This is a genomic window from Aneurinibacillus migulanus (assembly GCF_001274715.1).
Taxonomy (GTDB): Bacteria; Bacillota; Bacilli; order Aneurinibacillales; family Aneurinibacillaceae; genus Aneurinibacillus; species Aneurinibacillus migulanus.
Genome location: NZ_LGUG01000004.1, coordinates 3,025,675 through 3,042,352, shown reverse-complemented (window position 1 = coordinate 3,042,352; position 16,678 = coordinate 3,025,675). Strand labels below are relative to the sequence as shown.

The 16,678-nt window shown below is 41.1% G+C and carries 18 protein-coding genes and 2 pseudogenes; 8 read left to right on the top strand and 12 right to left on the bottom strand.

Annotated features, from left to right (window positions below; genetic code table 11):
- Window positions 1–36 precede the first annotated feature (36 nt).
- A pseudogene (locus AF333_RS16480) lies at window positions 37–609 on the bottom strand (ABC transporter ATP-binding protein); the annotation flags it as partial.
- Window positions 610–727: 118 nt separating this feature from the next.
- Here AF333_RS16480 and AF333_RS16475 point away from each other — a divergent pair.
- Together AF333_RS16475 and AF333_RS35490 are read left to right on the top strand one after the other, a co-directional pair.
- Window positions 728–1,219 (top strand): hypothetical protein, encoded by a 492-nt coding sequence (locus tag AF333_RS16475; RefSeq protein WP_043065267.1) that lies wholly within the window; start codon window positions 728–730, stop codon window positions 1,217–1,219.
- 366 nt (window positions 1,220–1,585) lie between these two features.
- The gene (locus AF333_RS35490) at window positions 1,586–1,768 is read left to right on the top strand and encodes a hypothetical protein (protein WP_235496519.1); all 183 of its coding nucleotides are present in this window, start codon (window positions 1,586–1,588) and stop codon (window positions 1,766–1,768) included.
- On the opposite strand, the gene AF333_RS16465 is transcribed toward AF333_RS35490, so the two are convergent.
- A complete protein-coding gene (locus tag AF333_RS16465) occupies window positions 1,754–2,896 on the bottom strand; it encodes a glycosyltransferase family 4 protein (RefSeq protein ID WP_043065269.1) in 1,143 nt (380 codons plus the stop codon). The two genes, AF333_RS35490 and AF333_RS16465, sit on opposite strands and share 15 nt — an antisense overlap.
- 264 nt (window positions 2,897–3,160) lie before the next feature.
- On the opposite strand from AF333_RS16465, the gene AF333_RS35485 reads away from it, so the two are divergent.
- Window positions 3,161–3,394, top strand: coding sequence for a hypothetical protein (locus AF333_RS35485; protein ID WP_235496518.1), 234 nt, complete (start codon window positions 3,161–3,163; stop codon window positions 3,392–3,394).
- Window positions 3,395–3,658: 264 nt separating this feature from the next.
- Here the strand turns inward: AF333_RS35485 and AF333_RS16460 are convergent, their stop codons facing one another.
- From AF333_RS16460 to AF333_RS16450, 3 genes are read right to left on the bottom strand one after another with little or no spacing between them, the layout of a single operon-like run.
- Window positions 3,659–4,372, bottom strand: a complete 714-nt coding sequence (locus tag AF333_RS16460) for a 2OG-Fe(II) oxygenase (protein ID WP_043065270.1) — start codon at window positions 4,370–4,372, stop codon at window positions 3,659–3,661.
- On the bottom strand, window positions 4,365–4,913 hold the full coding sequence (locus AF333_RS16455; protein ID WP_043065271.1) for a methylated-DNA--[protein]-cysteine S-methyltransferase: 549 nt from the start codon (window positions 4,911–4,913) through the stop codon (window positions 4,365–4,367). Before AF333_RS16455 ends, AF333_RS16460 begins: the two co-directional genes overlap by 8 nt.
- A complete protein-coding gene (locus AF333_RS16450) occupies window positions 4,897–5,562 on the bottom strand; it encodes a bifunctional transcriptional activator/DNA repair enzyme AdaA (RefSeq protein WP_080787670.1) in 666 nt (221 codons plus the stop codon). The genes AF333_RS16455 and AF333_RS16450 overlap by 17 nt, the downstream gene beginning before the upstream one ends.
- 145 nt (window positions 5,563–5,707) lie before the next feature.
- Here AF333_RS16450 and AF333_RS16445 point away from each other — a divergent pair, with 145 nt between their 5' ends.
- Complete coding sequence (locus AF333_RS16445; RefSeq protein ID WP_074715204.1) at window positions 5,708–6,814, top strand: Ada metal-binding domain-containing protein; 1,107 nt, start codon at window positions 5,708–5,710, stop codon at window positions 6,812–6,814.
- 234 nt (window positions 6,815–7,048) lie between these two features.
- On the opposite strand, the gene AF333_RS16440 is transcribed toward AF333_RS16445, so the two are convergent.
- Window positions 7,049–7,912 carry a LysR family transcriptional regulator gene (locus AF333_RS16440; protein ID WP_043065272.1) on the bottom strand — a complete coding sequence of 288 codons (864 nt, stop codon included), beginning with the start codon at window positions 7,910–7,912 and terminating at the stop codon, window positions 7,049–7,051.
- Window positions 7,913–8,140: 228 nt separating this feature from the next.
- On the opposite strand from AF333_RS16440, the gene AF333_RS16435 reads away from it, so the two are divergent.
- On the top strand, window positions 8,141–9,130 hold the full coding sequence (locus AF333_RS16435; protein ID WP_043065273.1) for a zinc-binding dehydrogenase: 990 nt from the start codon (window positions 8,141–8,143) through the stop codon (window positions 9,128–9,130).
- A gap of 156 nt (window positions 9,131–9,286) precedes the next feature.
- On the opposite strand, the gene AF333_RS16430 is transcribed toward AF333_RS16435, so the two are convergent.
- Entirely contained in the window at window positions 9,287–9,874 is a 588-nt protein-coding gene (locus AF333_RS16430; RefSeq protein WP_043065274.1) for a YitT family protein, read from the bottom strand.
- 468 nt (window positions 9,875–10,342) lie between these two features.
- On the opposite strand from AF333_RS16430, the gene AF333_RS16425 reads away from it, so the two are divergent.
- Together AF333_RS16425 and AF333_RS16420 are read left to right on the top strand one after the other, a co-directional pair.
- A complete protein-coding gene (locus tag AF333_RS16425) occupies window positions 10,343–10,663 on the top strand; it encodes an ArsR/SmtB family transcription factor (protein WP_043065275.1) in 321 nt (106 codons plus the stop codon).
- A 73-nt stretch (window positions 10,664–10,736) separates the two neighbouring features.
- A complete protein-coding gene (locus tag AF333_RS16420; protein WP_043065276.1) occupies window positions 10,737–11,684 on the top strand; it encodes a DMT family transporter in 948 nt (315 codons plus the stop codon).
- A gap of 227 nt (window positions 11,685–11,911) precedes the next feature.
- Here the strand turns inward: AF333_RS16420 and AF333_RS16415 are convergent, their stop codons facing one another.
- Window positions 11,912–12,274 (bottom strand): hypothetical protein, encoded by a 363-nt coding sequence (locus AF333_RS16415; RefSeq protein WP_043065277.1) that lies wholly within the window; start codon window positions 12,272–12,274, stop codon window positions 11,912–11,914.
- A gap of 62 nt (window positions 12,275–12,336) precedes the next feature.
- On the bottom strand, window positions 12,337–13,101 hold the full coding sequence (locus AF333_RS16410; protein ID WP_043065278.1) for an NRDE family protein: 765 nt from the start codon (window positions 13,099–13,101) through the stop codon (window positions 12,337–12,339).
- 471 nt (window positions 13,102–13,572) lie between these two features.
- On the opposite strand from AF333_RS16410, the gene AF333_RS16405 reads away from it, so the two are divergent.
- Entirely contained in the window at window positions 13,573–14,811 is a 1,239-nt protein-coding gene (locus AF333_RS16405) for a M20 family metallopeptidase (RefSeq protein WP_043070260.1), read from the top strand.
- 357 nt (window positions 14,812–15,168) lie between these two features.
- Here AF333_RS16405 and def read toward each other — a convergent pair whose 3' ends face one another.
- The 3 genes and pseudogenes from def to AF333_RS16390 form a co-directional block, all read right to left on the bottom strand.
- Window positions 15,169–15,687 (bottom strand): peptide deformylase, encoded by a 519-nt coding sequence (def, locus tag AF333_RS16400; RefSeq protein ID WP_043065279.1) that lies wholly within the window; start codon window positions 15,685–15,687, stop codon window positions 15,169–15,171.
- A 22-nt stretch (window positions 15,688–15,709) separates the two neighbouring features.
- Window positions 15,710–15,952: a helix-turn-helix domain-containing protein gene (locus AF333_RS16395; protein ID WP_043065280.1), complete on the bottom strand. Its 243-nt coding sequence runs from the start codon at window positions 15,950–15,952 to the stop codon at window positions 15,710–15,712.
- A gap of 206 nt (window positions 15,953–16,158) precedes the next feature.
- Window positions 16,159–16,482, bottom strand: a pseudogene (locus AF333_RS16390) (hypothetical protein); the annotation flags it as partial.
- Window positions 16,483–16,678: the final 196 nt, after the last annotated feature.

Sequence of the window (16,678 nt, the reverse complement as noted above, 5' to 3'; positions counted from 1 at the left end):
GGAACGTTTACTTTCTGTAAGGTTCGTAACGCTCTATCACATAGACTTGCGCTTTAGCTTCCATCCCCCGAGTCGTTGTTGCTCCTGCCATAGCTTACGATATAGCCCTCTTTTTTCCAAAAGTTCCTTGTGTTTGCCCGCTTCTGCAATTCGCCCCTGATCAAGGACAAGAATACGGTCTGCTGATTGGATTGTTTTTAGTCGATGAGCGATGACAAGCACTGTTTTTTGATAAGCTAGCTTGCTGATCGCTCTTTGAAGATATACTTCATTTTCCGGATCAAGAGATGCTGTGGCCTCGTCAAGCAGGATGATGGGTGCATCCTTGAGTATTGCTCTAGCGATAGAGATACGCTGTTTCTCTCCGCCAGACAGCGTTGCACCTCCCTCGCCCACGACCGTTTCGTACCCGTGCGGCAGCTTCTCGATAAATTCATGGCAGTACGCCGCTTTGGCTGCTTCGATTATTTGTTCGAGGGTAGCATCGGGCTTACCTATGCGGATGTTGCTTGCGACTGTTTCGTTAAATAAGTAAGGTTGTTGCTGTACCAAGCTAATCGAGGCCAGTAGCTCCTCACTCCGCATATCTCGTACATCAGTACCACTAACCCATTAAATAACATATTTAACAAAAATATGATTTGTTGTACAATTTTAAAATGAAAAAGTTCCATAATTTGCTTTATAGCACATATTTATCAAACTAATTTTGAGAGAGGAAATGTAAATGATAAAAATGAAAAGAGCGCTTTTAATCCCTTTACTATTCTTGGCATTGTTTTTAGTAGGGATGGGGTGTAGTTTTTCTTCAGAAATTGATGATGAAAAATCAACTAATGTATTATCTATGAGGGAAAAGGAAAAAAACAATGCAAAATACCCTACTCAAGAAAACCAGATAGGAACAACATCACCAACTCATATGCTTGATCAAGAAACAACTTTCAAAGGATGGACCGGCACTCCTCTTGAATATGGAGGAGAACAACCACTACGTGTTCTTATAACTAATACTGGTAACAATAGAATTCACTATAAAATAGTATATAAAGATAATATAACCCCTGTTATTGAAGGTGATTTAGAAGCTAATGAATCGTATAAAAATACGTTCAATAATACTTCTCATACCTTTCTAGGTGGAACTTATTATATTAACATAAGTAATAAGGACGGGACAGAGAGTTCAGTTAAAATACTTACTGAACTTGTAAAATAGCAGAGTCTTACTTATTTCGTTAACGGATGTATTAGTTCAATAAGCCGTGCCCTCCCTTCCCCCAGAGATCATTAATATAGGAAATTTGGGGTTCGTTTTTCACAAGATATCTTAGTGTACATTTTTCTCGTTTTGTCGGTGGGATCCATTTATACGTTTGCATCCCTTCTGCACTCATCAGCGTATTTTCTCTCCTAATAAAAAAGTCGCTGAGTGGTTCATTTACCGTTTCTGATATAGAAAATGGAAATGATATAATATAATGACTTGATACCTAAAAGTAAACAATGAGTTTAATTGGATAAGTTGGGGTGTGTGGTGGATGTGACAGACTATATATATCACTTTGCAAATTTATATATTCTTGTGGTAGGAGGTAAAAAAAGAAGGAAGGGCGGTGGGCGGGAGCGGTCGGAACAAACACGTCCGCTTTTTTTCTGCCGGGGCGCAGGGCGTATCCACCCTCTTCTTTCTCCATCCCTCCTCCTTCCAACCACGCTACCCTGTCAAAATATTAAGTGTAACTTATATAGGTTAGGATCGATTTAGAAGCTCGATATACAGCTTTTTCAATTTGTCGCTCGTATTATACCAACTGAACCTTTCTTCTACGTGCCTTCGGCCACCTTCGACTAATTTTTGAACCAGCTTAGGAGATGCTTTCAACTTCATGATAGCGTCAGCGAATGCGGCAGGGTTTTTGTAATCCTGTACAAGCCAACCACTAATACCGTGTTTAATAACTTCGCTGATACCGCCTCGATTTGATGCAATGACCGGGATACCAGAGGCCATCGCCTCTGAATTAACCGTCGCGAATCCTTCGCGGAATTGCGTTGGACATACGAAAACATCGCCTAAATGATACATACGATGTACCCTAGCAGGAGGAATATATCCAGTAAAACGGATAGGTACTCGGAGTCTGCGCGACATGGAACGAACCTTTTTTATATAACGTGTCTGCCTTTGAACACTGGGCCAGGAAGCACCAACAGCAATCAGCCGAACACGGGGGTACGTTTTTTTCACTCGGAAGACAGCCTGAATCAACGTATGCAGTCCCTTCCCCTGTATAATACGTCCTACGAATAGCACATTGAACCCACTGGTGAGCTTCCATCTTTTTCGTAATTTCATCTTATAGGCTAAGGAATGAGGACGGAATTTCTTCGTATCAACACCAAGAATGCAGGTATGAAACTTGCGCGCATGAGCCGGATAACGCTTCTTCATCGTCTGTGAAACGAATGAGACCACAGATGTCACCGCGTTGACCTGTCGTAAAATAGCGTTTGCCCGTGCTTTCGTAAGAAAAGTCATAAAAGTAAGGGAATGCAGAGATAGAACAATGGGTGTGCGAGGAAATGCCTTTCGGACGAATGGCACAAAAGTGGGCCGGTTTTCAATCTGGATGATATCAAATGATTGCTTCCTGACCTGACGAAGTACTGCACGGATATACGCTAATCGGTTCTTTTGAGGAATCCGGAGAATGTGGTATTTCCCATTTTTATAAACACTTCGGGTAGGCAAACGGTGATGGGCCCGGCTGATTAATGTAACTTGTTCGGTTTCGGCCATCCGACGGAAAATGTTATGAGTACAAGACTCTACTGACCCGCCCAAAATCGGTGGAACCGGCAGTTGTTCAGGAAGAATAACAAGGATACGCATAAGGGTCCCCCTTCAGTTTTCATGCAGTAGTATAGTGTATTCGAACAAGGGAGAGGGAGAAGAAGCAACATATGCCTATTTTTCACTTTATTGGTAGGTTCCTATTTCACAAAAGCACTATATAAGCCTTTACGACGTTTTATTAAGGGACGGGATAAATGAACAACTTTTTTACGGTGTTTTATCAAGGGTTGAGATAAACGAGTAGGGATAATCGTTATTCTGCTAGGACCTCTTCCGACATGTATCCTATATACATCTGATTTGATACATCGACAAATTCTTGTGGTGAGAGATAAGAAAAGAAGGAAGGGCGGTGGGCGGGAACGATCGGAAAAAGACACGTCCGCCTTTTTCTGCCGGGGCGCAGGGCGTATCCACCCTCTTCTTTCTCTATCTCTCCTACTTCCAACCACGCTACCCTGTCAAAATATTAATCGTAACTTATATAGTATTAATCTGATTCGATTGTGTGTTGATGACCGAAACGGTATTTGAATCTCGATTTGATACATAGGCTATAGCCATTTTGCCACTTCCTTTCTGTACGTCTTACTATAAGAAATGCAGATGGAACCCAAATGGAAGAGGCTAAAAATAAAATGGGCATTCTAGCGTTAGGATGTCCATTTTATTTATGAAGAAAAAAGTGTATGAAAACCGGAGATTTCTCCTTGATGAAGAGGAAGAAGATTCTCAACTACCTGGCTTTGCTTGGCTAGGTGGTTGAGAATCTTCTCTACTATCCACTAAGGACCCAGGTCACTTTGCATCATGAAAAATAATGCCCAAACTATACCTAATCCCCGATGTAATTGTGCTAACACCATGTCGAAGCGTCGTTTTATAGTATCCTCGTGAGCCTAATACAGGTCGATGATTCGTAGGAAAAATCAATCCAGCGCCTTGTTCCAACGTAATCACATGGCCCCTGCTTTGCGCCCTCGGCCGTTGTTCTATCAGCAAAAATTCTCCACCTGTGTAATCCTTCTCTTTTTGATTTAAGGCGAATACTACCTGAAACGGAAAAAACACTTCACCATACAAATCTTGGTGTAGACAGTTGTATCCCCCTTCTTCATATTTTAAAATCAACGGTGTTGAGCGTAGTTGCCCCTGCTGGTGGCACCGTTCAAGAAATTCCGGCAGTGCAGCTGGATAAATAGCATCACCCCCTAGCTGTTCGAGCCAACGATTAGCCGTTTTAGCAAGCTCAGGATAAAAACCTTCACGAAGCTGTTGCAGTAAAGCTGGGAGGGGAGCTTGATAATATTTGTACTCCCCGCTCCCAAACCGGTATCTAGCCATATCAATCGTGCTTCGAAAATGGGCTTCTTCCCCATATGTGTCGATAATTTCATTGCATTGATCTTTGTCTAATAAGGTTGGAATTGCAGCATACCCCTGCTCGTCTAACGTCTGCTGCAACGAATTCCAATCTAAGGCAGCAATGCGCTCTACAAGACCATTAGGCATGTAGCGGCCTCCCTTCGACCAACGAACGTTCCCGTTCCAGCTGCAAGAGCTGTGTCTTCATATCCAAACCGCCCCGGTAGCCGGTAAGTGAACCGTTTTTACCGATCACCCGATGGCACGGTACGATAATTAAAATCGGATTTGCACCAATCGCAGCTCCAACCGCACGTATCGCAGCCGGTTTTTGAATATAACTCGCAATATCTGAATAGGATTGGGTTTGGCCATATGAAATCTCGCAGAGCGCATTCCACACGGCAACCTGAAACGGTGTGCCATGGAAATCAAACGGTATGGTAAAGTTCTTGCGCTCTCCTTGAAGATACTCAACTAATTCTGTTGCATATGGCTGTAATTTTTTATCGTCTTGAACCAATACGTTGTCGGGAAAGCGACCCTCTACCCAATCGGATAATTCTTCAAATGGCTTATTCTGAGAGCCTACGTAACAAAGTCCTTTTGACGTTGCGGCCATGTATAGGTTCCACTCTTCATGGGCCAACAACGTCCAGTAAATCTTCGGATTATTTTTTTCTTCCATTTTGTAATACCTCCGTAGTATGTTTGTTTCTATTTAATTGACGATAGTCTGTAGGCGTATGCCCGGTTTTCGTCTTGAATAGCGTTATAAAATAAGATGTATTGGGTATTCCTACCGTCATAGCAATATCCGCAATCGCTTTATCCGAATGGATCAAATACTCCATGGCCTTGGCTATTCTCGTTTGTTGGACATATTCGACCGGCGTGATTCCTTTGATCCGTTTAAATATACGGTGCAAATGATAAGGGCTGCCATGGCACATATCCGCCAAGATTTCTAGCGTTAGCGTTTCACTGTAATTCATGTCAATACATTGCGTAATTTGCTCCACCCACTCATGATTAGGCAAACGTTGGCCGGTCGGCTTGCACCGTTTACATGGACGAAAATGTTCGGACAGCGCTTGTTCTGCGTTTTGAAATATGCGCACATTTTCCTTTTTTGGCACTCTGGACTTACAAGACGGCCTACAAAAAATGCCCGTAGTCTTTACGGCGTAGAAGAATTTATCATCGTAGGACGCATCATTGCGTATGATGGCTTGCCATTTTTCGTCTGTCATTCGTTCCTGACTAGCACCTACTGCATTTTCGTTATGAATTGCGTCGGACGTGCTATCATGTTCTGACCCTTTTAGATTCACCATTTGGTTCACCTCCACCCACAGTATACCCTCCATGATGGCCCTATGTACGCATTTGCGAATGTAATAGCAAGATATCGAAATTGTACGTTTTGTTTTTATGTTAAAACTAAAAGTGCGGTGGTAGTGCAATGAATGGAGGATTTTTATGAAAAAGAATACAATTTATCCGGAGTGGGATGCTCCTTATTTTACTGGTATAGCAACAATGAAGATTTATTGTTTTCCTTGGTGTAAAGGACAACCTAAACTGGAAAACACGATCCAATTTAAGTCGAGAGCAGAAGCAGAACAAAAGGGGTACCGGCCGTGCAAGAACTGCTGTTCTGGTCTTCCTCATGGCTCCTGGGAAGATAATAAGCAAGAAGTAACATTGTTTGTGCCGAAGGAATTTAGCTTTGCTGAAAATTTAAAGTACCTATCCAATGCTCCTAACGAATGCTTGTTTCATATCAAGGATAAGCGGGTTTACAAAGCTATACCGATTGAACAGGAAACGCCCGTTGTTGAAATTAGCGCAGATTATGAAAATGTAATGACCATCCGTTTTTTAGGAGGTACAACGCCTTCACGCAAATGGGTACGTGCTGCGATAGCGCGCTATGTCCGGGATTGGTTCGATTTGGATACGGACCTGGTCCCGTTTTATGATTTAGCGAAGACCGATATACTGTTGCAAAAAGCCGTTGACGAGTTCCATGGGTTGCGCAATGTCGGTATCCCCGATTTATTCGAGGCGATCTGTTGGGGGATCATTGGTCAACAAATTAACCTCACTTTTGCCTATACGTTAAAAAGACGCCTTGTGGAAAACTTTGGCCGACATGTGGAATGTGAAGGAGAACGATATTGGATATTCCCTAGCCCACATAACATCGCAGCATTGACGGTCGAAGACTTGGCTGTATTGCGAATGACAGTCAAGAAATGTGAATATCTGATTGGCGTAGCTCAGCTAATGGTTGAAGGAAAACTGACCAAAGAGCGGTTGTTGGACGCAGGGGATTATAAAAAAGCGGAAAAAATGCTAACTAAAATCCGCGGCATTGGGCCGTGGACGGCCAATTATGTTTTGATGCGCTGCCTGAGAATTCCTTCGGCTTTTCCCATTGATGATGTCGGTCTACATAATGTCATCAAGTATCTTAGAGGTATGGAAAATAAACCGACGAAAGAAGAAATTTTACAATTGTCTGCAACATGGACAAACTGGGAATCTTACGCCACTTTTTATTTATGGAGATCCCTCTACTAAAATGTTATGTACTAATTCGCCCGTTATAGGCTCGTTCTGCGAAGGTCAACATCGGGTCACTCAAGGCTCTAAAGAAATGTGGATTCACGATCTTGGGCAATGCAATGGTAACCAGTTTTCCGATGTAAGTGGCTCTTGAACTAACAGGGGACTCCCCTACATATGGAGGTCCCTCTTTTTTTACTTAAAATCAATAATAAACGTTAATAGGGCCATTTTCACAAAGAAGCTTGATCATTCGTTGTCTGTGGTCGATATAAATTGATATAACTGTGATCCGAGATTAGCACTCTGGGTAGCCAACGAAACGGATCTGCTTCTTCCAAAATTAGTAATAGGCAAAGCGAATAGCTGGAGATGACCGATATGTTTAGCCATCAATTCAGGGATAATCGTTATTCCCATTCCAGCCGTTACAGCGCCAAGAATAAAGTCGCCAAAAGCCACCTCATTGATAATGTTAGGCTTGTGCCCCAGCAATTCCATTTGTTCGATAATATGCTTCCTTGTATCGCAAGGTGCTTGATGAACGATCAGTGGTTCTTCGTATAATTCGGAAAGCGCAACAGTTTTTCGCGAACGGAAACGATGATGTAATGGAAACACCGCATAATAAGACTCCGTAAACAATTCATAACTCCACAATGACTTCTCGATATACAATGTATCAACAAAAATTGCATCGAGTCTTCCTTCCTGTAATGATTGCACCAGTTCCCCGGATGTGTTTTGAATCATTAATGTCATTGGTCGGTCCAAAAGTCGAAGCCCCTGGATCCTTGAAGGTAAATAGTAAGTTGCTAAACTAGGCAGACTACCTATAGCTATAGGCGTAGTTTGGCGAAATTGCCGTAATTCTTGGCGAATCGTGATTAGTTCAGCGATAACGGGTACAATTCGATTGTGAAAACGTTCACCAGCTTCCGTTAGTTCAATACCGGAAGAGGTCCTATGAAACAATACTACGTCAAGCTCATGTTCCAGATTACGAATATGTTTGCTCAGTGCAGGTTGGGAAAGATTAAGTGCTTTAGCAGCTTGGGACAAGCTTTTTCTCTTGGTAGCCTCTGTAAAGCTTTGCAACCACTCTATATTCATCAGTTTCACTCCAATCGATATAACCATTCGTTATACCCTTCAAACATAACGATAGTTCCACTTATCTTAGCTTTCTGATAATCTTGCAGATATCCAAGCTCATTTAATCATAACATATCGCTTTAGGGAAAATCCTTATGCTGGAAATGATTATAGAGCAGGAAATCCGTTCTTTGGTTCGTTCTTATTTTAAATACAAATATGATTGATTGATAGGAGGAGTTTATTGTGAAAGCCGTTATTCATTATGGAGTAAGTGGAATAAACGGGATAAGTATCCAAAATGTCAAAAAGGATAAACCAAAACCCGGTAATGTCCAAGTGCGGATTAAAGCCGCAGGACTAAACCATCGTGATTTATTTCTTATGAAAGAGCGAAAAGAAGATCTAGATAAGCCTGTAATTCCTGGATCCGATGGAGCTGGAATTGTAGAAGCTGTAGGGGATGGAGTACAACATATCCAAGTGGGAGATGAAGTGATAATTAATCCAACCCTCAATTGGATGCATGCTTCAAATGTACCAGAAAACCTTGAAATATTGGGTATTCCAACTGATGGAACGTTTGCGGAAAGCGCGATTATTCCTGCTGAAAATGTCGAAAAGAAACCATCTTTCCTCTCTTGGGAAGAAGCCGGCGTACTTCCTTTGGCTGCCTTGACTGCATTTCGGGCCTTATTTACACGGGGACAAGTTCGAAAAGGTGAGCATGTGTTAATTCCCGGTATTGGAGGTGGTGTGGCTACCTATGCTTTGACTATGGCCAAAGCTATAGGTGCAAAGGTTACGGTGACTTCACGGAGCGAGGAAAAACTAAAGCATGCGTTAGAGATGGGAGCAGACAATGCGATTTACAGTAATAGTGATTGGAACAAGTCATTAAAAGGTGAATTGGTTGATTTGATTATTGATAGTATTGGTCCTGCCGTCTTTCCTAAATTTCTATCTGTGTTACGACCCGGAGGACGAATTGTTCAATTTGGAAGAACCACAGGAGACCAAGTAGAAATTTCTTTATCACTTTTTTTCCGCAATCAATTTAGTTTCCTTGCGACTTCAATGGGGAGTAAGGAAGAATTTAAGGATATGCTTCATTTTATTGAGGAACACCGTATCAGACCTGTGATTGACCAAGTATATCCACTTGATAAAGCTGTGCAAGCTTTCAAGCGAATGGAAGAAGGAAATCAATTCGGTAATATTTGTTTGAAGATTTAATCGCAAAAGGAAACACCATGCTTCTGGATTGGAAATGCCTGCGCCAGGAAAACGAAAAAAGTGCACCAGTTAGCTACCGTCCCTTTGGTTAATATCCTGGTTTATTCCAGCACCAGGTAGCAGCCACGATTTACTATATAATTTATCAAGGGTGTATCAACAGGTGTGCTTTAAGGTACATAAGCTGGTAACCACTCCTCCAGCTGTAATCGTCACACCAGAGAGAAAAAAGGTTTCTGAAGAAAAAAGTAGTCCCCCGAGACTTATTATAATTGCATCGATTATAAAAATCATAACGCCTACATTTATATGAAAAATGCTAGTGAGAAATTGGGCTAATAGATCGGCGCCGCCTGTGCTCGTCTCATATCTGAGCATAATACCAATACCTAAACCAATAAATGCTCCACCTATAATAGAACTTAGTAGTGGAGATATTTGAACATAAGAAGCAAAATAATATTCCAGTGGTTGTAATAAATCAATCATAAATGATGATATTAACATTCCGTGTACACTATTGTAGAAATAATTTCGATACTTAAACCAGCCTAATATAAGAACAGGAATACTAAACATAATAATGGTTAGACCTGCTTTAATTCCCCACAAATACTTAAATATTAAACCGATACCAATAAATCCTCCGTCTAACACTTCAATGGGAGAAAGAAAAACGTCAATACCAATTGCTAAAATGAAGCTTCCTATAATAATCGCTAATGCTTTTGAAAAAAACGGCATATATAAGCTCATCTCCAAAAATAGGGCATGTTCATGTATATGCTGCCACTTTCTTATATAATCTTTCTGTCGAATTAAAGTCAGCTTTAGTTTAACAAAGGTTGCTTTTTATATAATGGAGATTACTGGACAGTAAGACTTTAAGAAGGGCAATTGCCTAACACTTGTCTCAAATCATTCACATAATATAATATCGACTTTTACGTAAAAGGAAGAAGGAATTCATACATGAATGCACTTCACGTAAATCTCGTTATCTTTATACTCCTCGTTCTTATTGTTCTTGTTCTTGTGTTAATTACGTAGAAGGGGGTAATTACCCCCGTTCCCCCACTCCACTGTACGTCCCGTTCTTTCAGGTTCTTCAGCTGATTTTATGAAAAACTGATTTATCTGTAACTTGACAAATCATAATCATTAGAGCAGAATAAATATGTTTAAAAGTTTGAACATATAAGGATGAATAGTATGGAACATTATAATTGTAAAAATAGAGAACTTATTTTAGAAAAATTTAGATTAGCAACTCCTATATTTCAAGCTTTAGGGGATGTTAACCGTCAACAAATCATCATGCTTTTACTTGAGCGGGATAGCTTAAATGTGAATCAAATAACAGAAAGAATGGAAATTTCAAGACCGGCTGTTTCTCATCATTTAAAGATATTGAGACAAGCAGGTTTGATTACTTTTAACAAGAGTGGCAATGAGAAATTCTATTCTTTAAGTGCTAAAGAGTTCTTGACACAAATTAAAGACTTGATGTTAGCAATTGAAACAGGTCTTTAATTTTTTTTTTTGATAACTATGTTTAAAAGTTTAAACTTATAAATATAAATAGTGTAGTTAGGAGGACTAAAATATGGACAATAAGAAAAAAAATCAATGGAACAGTATATATTTGCTCATGCTATTCGTTCCTTTATTTTGGGGAGGATCGTTTTCAACAGCAGAGCATGTAGTTACAGAAATCCCTTCTCTTGTTGCTGCAACCATTCGTTTTGCACTAGCTGGAATCATCTTAATGATTTATGTAACAATCAAATCCGAATGGAATATAAACGTGTTGAAAAAACGATGGAAAGGCTTACTACTTGTATCATTGACCGGTATTTTTGGTTACAATGCATTCTTCTTTTTAGGTCTCAATTATACTTCTGCAATTAACGGGTCATTAATTATAGCCACAATGCCCGTATTTGTTACGTTAGGAGCTGTTCTTTTTTTAAGAGAAACTTGGAGTAGTAAGATAGGAATTAGCTTAGTTCTATCACTAATAGGTGTTATTATTGTAATTACGAAGGGTTCATTAGATACGTTTCTTTCCTTGTCATTTAATAAAGGGGATTTACTATTCATTGCAGCATTAACATGCGGGGTGCTTTATAGTTTAGTTGGGAAAGCAGTTATGATAGATGTGTCTCCATTATTCGCAACTACAATTATGACCTTGATAGGCTCTATTTTTCTTGCAATTAGTTCGTTTTTTGAAGGAGGATGGGAAACTGTTCCGTCTTTATCATTACAAGGATGGCTAGAGATGTTTTATATGGTTGTATGCGGAACGCTTATTGGATATATCATTTTTAATAAAGGAGTAGAACAAATCGGAGCAAGTAAAACAAGTATTTACCTAAATCTAACTCCAATTGTTACAACATTATTCTCCGTTATGCTATACAGCTCAACGATTACATGGAAACAAATACTTGGAATGATTATGGTGTTGATGGGTGTCTATATTGCTACATCCAAAAGTGTCAGTAAAAGTAAAGTATTTGTGAAGCAGCGAACTAACCGGCGTGTATGACAGAATGAGATGTTCGATCTGATTCATAAGCATAATGATAACAAACAGTACCCTTATGATTATAAAGGCATCAAAAAAACTTAATTAAGAGAAAAATTTGCGGAACTAACGATTAGCGTTAGTTCCGTGCGTTCTAGTTTTTAAACGATGTAAACACTAATTCTTTCTATTGCTGTAGGAATTTCAAACAGTCGGGCAACTTCGCTATGTAAAGTAGCGAGAGGATCTTACAGTTCCCTTATGCGCTTTCGGATATGTGATGCAACATCTGTGGGATCATCTATCTCAAATATCACATACTTATATTTTTCATGTTCTTCTAATTCGATGATTAACATAGGAACTCTGTTCTCGTAGGAAAGAAAGTACCATTCATCAGCATATTTAAAGCTTCCCTCAAAAATATTAAGTGCCGAAATAGAAGTTCCAGGCATCCGAAGCATCCATTGTGGAGCATCAAAATAATCAACATATACACTTTTGATTGTGTTATAAGGTATTTTTAATTTGAATTTTAGAGCAAAAAACCCTGTTGCCCCATTCAATTTTAAAGTTACACTTTCATCATCAAATTGTATTTCTCTTCCCATCCTTTAGTCCCCCTAATACCGATTCTAATCATTATTTCCACATTCGCAGACTGGACAAGCATTCAAATGACCGAAAAGGAGAAATAAGCAGACCTCCACTCCATCGTCTCAGTTATTAGCGATTTTTCAGTAAACATAACATTATTATCGTTATCTATAGAAAGGACCGTCATGGAACGGGTGCCATATCCGGGACTTGCGATAAATAAAGGAGAAAGAATACGCTCCATCTCTTTTCCTATTCCTGTCTCAGGTAATTCCTTTTCCTCAGCCTGTTCGGCATCCATAAGAATATGGAATATCTCTTCTGCTTCCACACTTTGTTTCTGTAAGGTTTCTTCTAGACGTTTAGTGCCTTTTTTTACTTTGGGCCAGGGCGTGTCCAACACATCATTACTTAATCCGTGAATACCAGGCGCGACTTCCACGATTTCGTCTGTCATCGGTGCATAGTAGTATAGACTGTTTATATCCCCGATTAATAAATTAAATCCGTTGTACCTCTCCTTTTCTTGCTTCACCTTTTCTAAATAGACGAGCGGATCGGTATTCCCTGTTAGGTACTCGCTGACCAAATAGCCGCGTGATGCAGCATCGGGACGATTGTGTAAGGGATTTCGGTAATTGGTTAGTGCTGCGAATTTCCCATCCCGGTTCACTCCCATCCAGGTACCCCCTTTTTCCAGATCACGACCTGCTAGTACGTTCGGATAATCTTCCCAGAAAGCAGCTGAGGTAGTAGGACGTTGATAGAATTCATCCCGGTTTGCCCCAATGAGTAACGGATATGAAGGATGAGATTTGTAAGAAAATAAAAGTAAACACATAAAAATGTATCCTGCTCCGAAAAATCATAACAATCCGGAGCAGATTCCTCCCCTCTATAACTAATAAATTTTATTTAATCCCCAAACTAAGTTACAACTTTTTAATCCGTATCTCTTTTTAGTACCTTCCCATCTAATGTTGTGATATTGCACTGTTTCTTTTCTGGATGCACGGCTGTAATCCATCCAATATATTTCTCGCTATCAAGGGTGTTGATTATCCAATACTATCCAGCCACCACACCGTGCCTCAAACGGGTGTCGGTTCGTGTCCCGTTGCGGGAGCGGTTGGAAAAAGACACGCTTCCATGTTTTTCATTCCGTGTTTTTTTCATTTTACTATATATCGAAAACGGATATTTGTAACTGTATCGATGCTACTGAAAGATGGAGGAAATCAGCACCATAACGGCGAAGGAGGAATCAGTACTGTAAAGTGAAAATGTAAAAAAGACGAAAGGATGATGTCACGTGGCTTTAACAGAAGTGAACCTAGTTGACAAAGCATGTGCATATATCGATGAACAGGATGCGATCGCATTTCTGCAGAAGTTAGTTCGTATCAATAGCGTGAATCCACCCGGTGCAGAAAAAGCGGTAGCAGAAGCGATTGAAAACAGGCTGGTTAGTGCAGGTGTTTCTGTAGAATTGGATGAAGTGGCACCGGACAGAACGAATTTGTTTGCTGCACTCTCCGGCGCTACAACTACTTATAGGACCGGACAGCAAGCAAGGACAGACAAAGTCCTCGCTTACAGCGGTCACTTCGATACAGTGCCTATAGGGGAAGTGGAGTGGAAGCATGCTCCGTTCGGTGGTGATGTGGTAGATGGTCGCATGTATGGCCGTGGAACAACCGACATGAAAGCCGGTGTGGCGGCTATGGTACTGGCGCTTGAATGTCTCCAGCGTGCAGGAATCAAGCTGGGTGGCACGCTGCGTTTCGTCGGCACAGTCGGTGAGGAAGTAGATTGCTTTGGCGCCAAACAGATTGTACAGAAAGGTCAAATAGACGATACGACAGCTATGGTTATTTCCGAACCAAGTGCCAATGAGATTTTTTGTGCTCATAAAGGTGCGTTGTGGATAGAGGTTACTGTTTACGGGAAAACAGCGCACGGCTCTATGCCGGAGCAAGGGGTGAATGCTATTCAGACTCTTACTCGGTTTATCAGCGAATTGGATGCACACGAATTTGAATATAACGAACATCCCCTGCTTGGTGGACCGACCATGAATATCGGTACGATTCAAGGCGGCATTAAAACGAATGTTGTTCCGGATCGTTGTACGTGTACACTCGATATCCGTACCGTTCCCGGTCAGAATCACGACGAAATTGTCGAGCAATTGCGCGAGAGACTAGCCCAGCTTTGCGATATGGCAGGCGCCTCCTATGATATTCGGATTGCTAATGACATGCCACCTCTTACAACCGATTCAGAAGATACATTCGTCCAGCTTGCTGTCGATTGTGCTCGCAAGCATATTGAGCGGTCTCTAGAACCTAAAGGCGTGCGCTATTTTACGGACGGCTCGGTGTTTGCACCTCACTTGCATGTGCCAACATTTATCTATGGACCGGGAGAACCGACAATGGCACATCAGCCGGATGAATGGGTAGAAGTCGATAAATACCTAGCATCGATCCGCTTCTTCATCGCAATGGCAATAGAGTATTTAGGAGTATCAGAAACAAAAGATGCATGAAATGACAAATAACGTTCCGATTATTCGTTAATAGACTGTAGCCAACGCTTCAGCTTCTCGACGATTTGTCCCGGGCTACAGCGCTTGATGAAAAGCGGTATACCCATCGGGACGAATGACGAGCACATGCCCTACTTCTCATCCCTAGCTTCAAGGGTGTTGATTATCCAGTACGATCCAGAGTGGATAGCCACCACATCATGCCCTAAACGGGCGTCGGATGGATAATCAACAGATGTGATCTAGCTTATCTTGCGCCTGTCGACAGATGTCAAGCATCGTCGGCAGGCAGCTTTCATTGTTACTCGTGCCTCCTTTTTTGTATTATTTGTTTTCCAGCAGTTTGATAATTGTTTTTTATACATGCTGGTTCGATAAACGAATGACATCGAATAAATCGATTTTTTGCCGGGTTTCTTCGTGGTATAGCGCGTTTCCTTGCACGTGATCAATAAACAGAATTCCATTCAAGTGATCGATTTCATGCTGAATGCAACGAGCAAGAAAGCCTCTACCTTCAAGAAAAAAGGTTTCTCCCCTCCGATTCATACTTTTAATCATCACATGGTTGGCCCGTTTTACGATGCCTGCGTAACCAGGGAAGGACAGGCAAGCTTCCGAACCCGTTTGCTCACCACTCATCTTTATAATTTCTGGATTAATTAGCTCAATTAACCCATCCCCGCAATCCATAACAATCACTCTGCGTAATATCCCTACCTGCGGAGCTGCCAGACCTGCTCGCCCGTCAGCCGCATATAACGTATCTGTCATATCATCAAGCAGTTTGATAATTTTTGGCGTAATTTCATCAACAGGTTTGCTTTTTTTGCGCAGAATGGGGTCGCCAAACGGCAAAATCCTTTTTTGTGACACGAATGTATCCTCTCCTTCCAGGTTATGCTTCCTTCATTTTTGGGGAAGGCGTATGAACCCATAAATCATTCGGCGTACACTCCAGCGCCGTGCATAGGGCATCCAGTGTTTCAGCCTTCATTTGTTTCGGCTGACCGGTTAGCAACGCGCTAATTGAAGGCGCAGATAGGTCATATCCGGCTTTTTCCTTTAATAGACGTCTAAGCGCAGCACCTGACCAGATGCCTTTTTCGGCCATGACGTTTCGTAACACCCATTCCAGCATGATGTTCCTCCTTTTTATACCTATAGGCATTTTTATGGTGTAAAGACGGAAGTTATACATGTGTATGTAACACCTATATTTTTTAGGTGTTAACTAATTTTATTAAACAACACCTAATATTTTGTCGTCAAGATATGAAACGTGCAAATTATGTATTCCAATGAAAAAAAACACCGCTCATCTGAACGGTGTGATCAAAAGGTTTGTTAGAAGTTTATACTTGTATACGGTGTACTACTGGGTGTTCTTTGTTTGATTAGTGGCGCGATTCGGTCGATGCGATTGGTCCAGATGATTCCTGCAAAACCGGACGGCAAACGGTCAATGTCTTCTGTGGTATCAAATCCGCGTGAGAAATCACCACTGCCACCAACGATAACGACACGCGTACCAGCTTGCTCCATTCGTTTAAGAAAACGGTTAGGCCATCCCCAAAGATATGGCGCGATCTTCTCCGGTATGTGAAGCTGTGTTTGTTTGCAGGCGTCTGGTACAAAGCCGGTCCATCCTACTGCCATGTAGGAAAGAAGAGGGTGGATACGCCCACCGCCTTTCCTTCTTTTCTTACCTCCTACCACAAGAATATGTACATTTATAAAGTCAGATGTATATAGGTATATATATCATAACGAAAAAGATCCGAGAATTGGATAGCATCCCCCTGATAAATCGGTAGTAAAGCAATGTTATATAACGCAATATCAACAACATAAAACCCCTCCACAA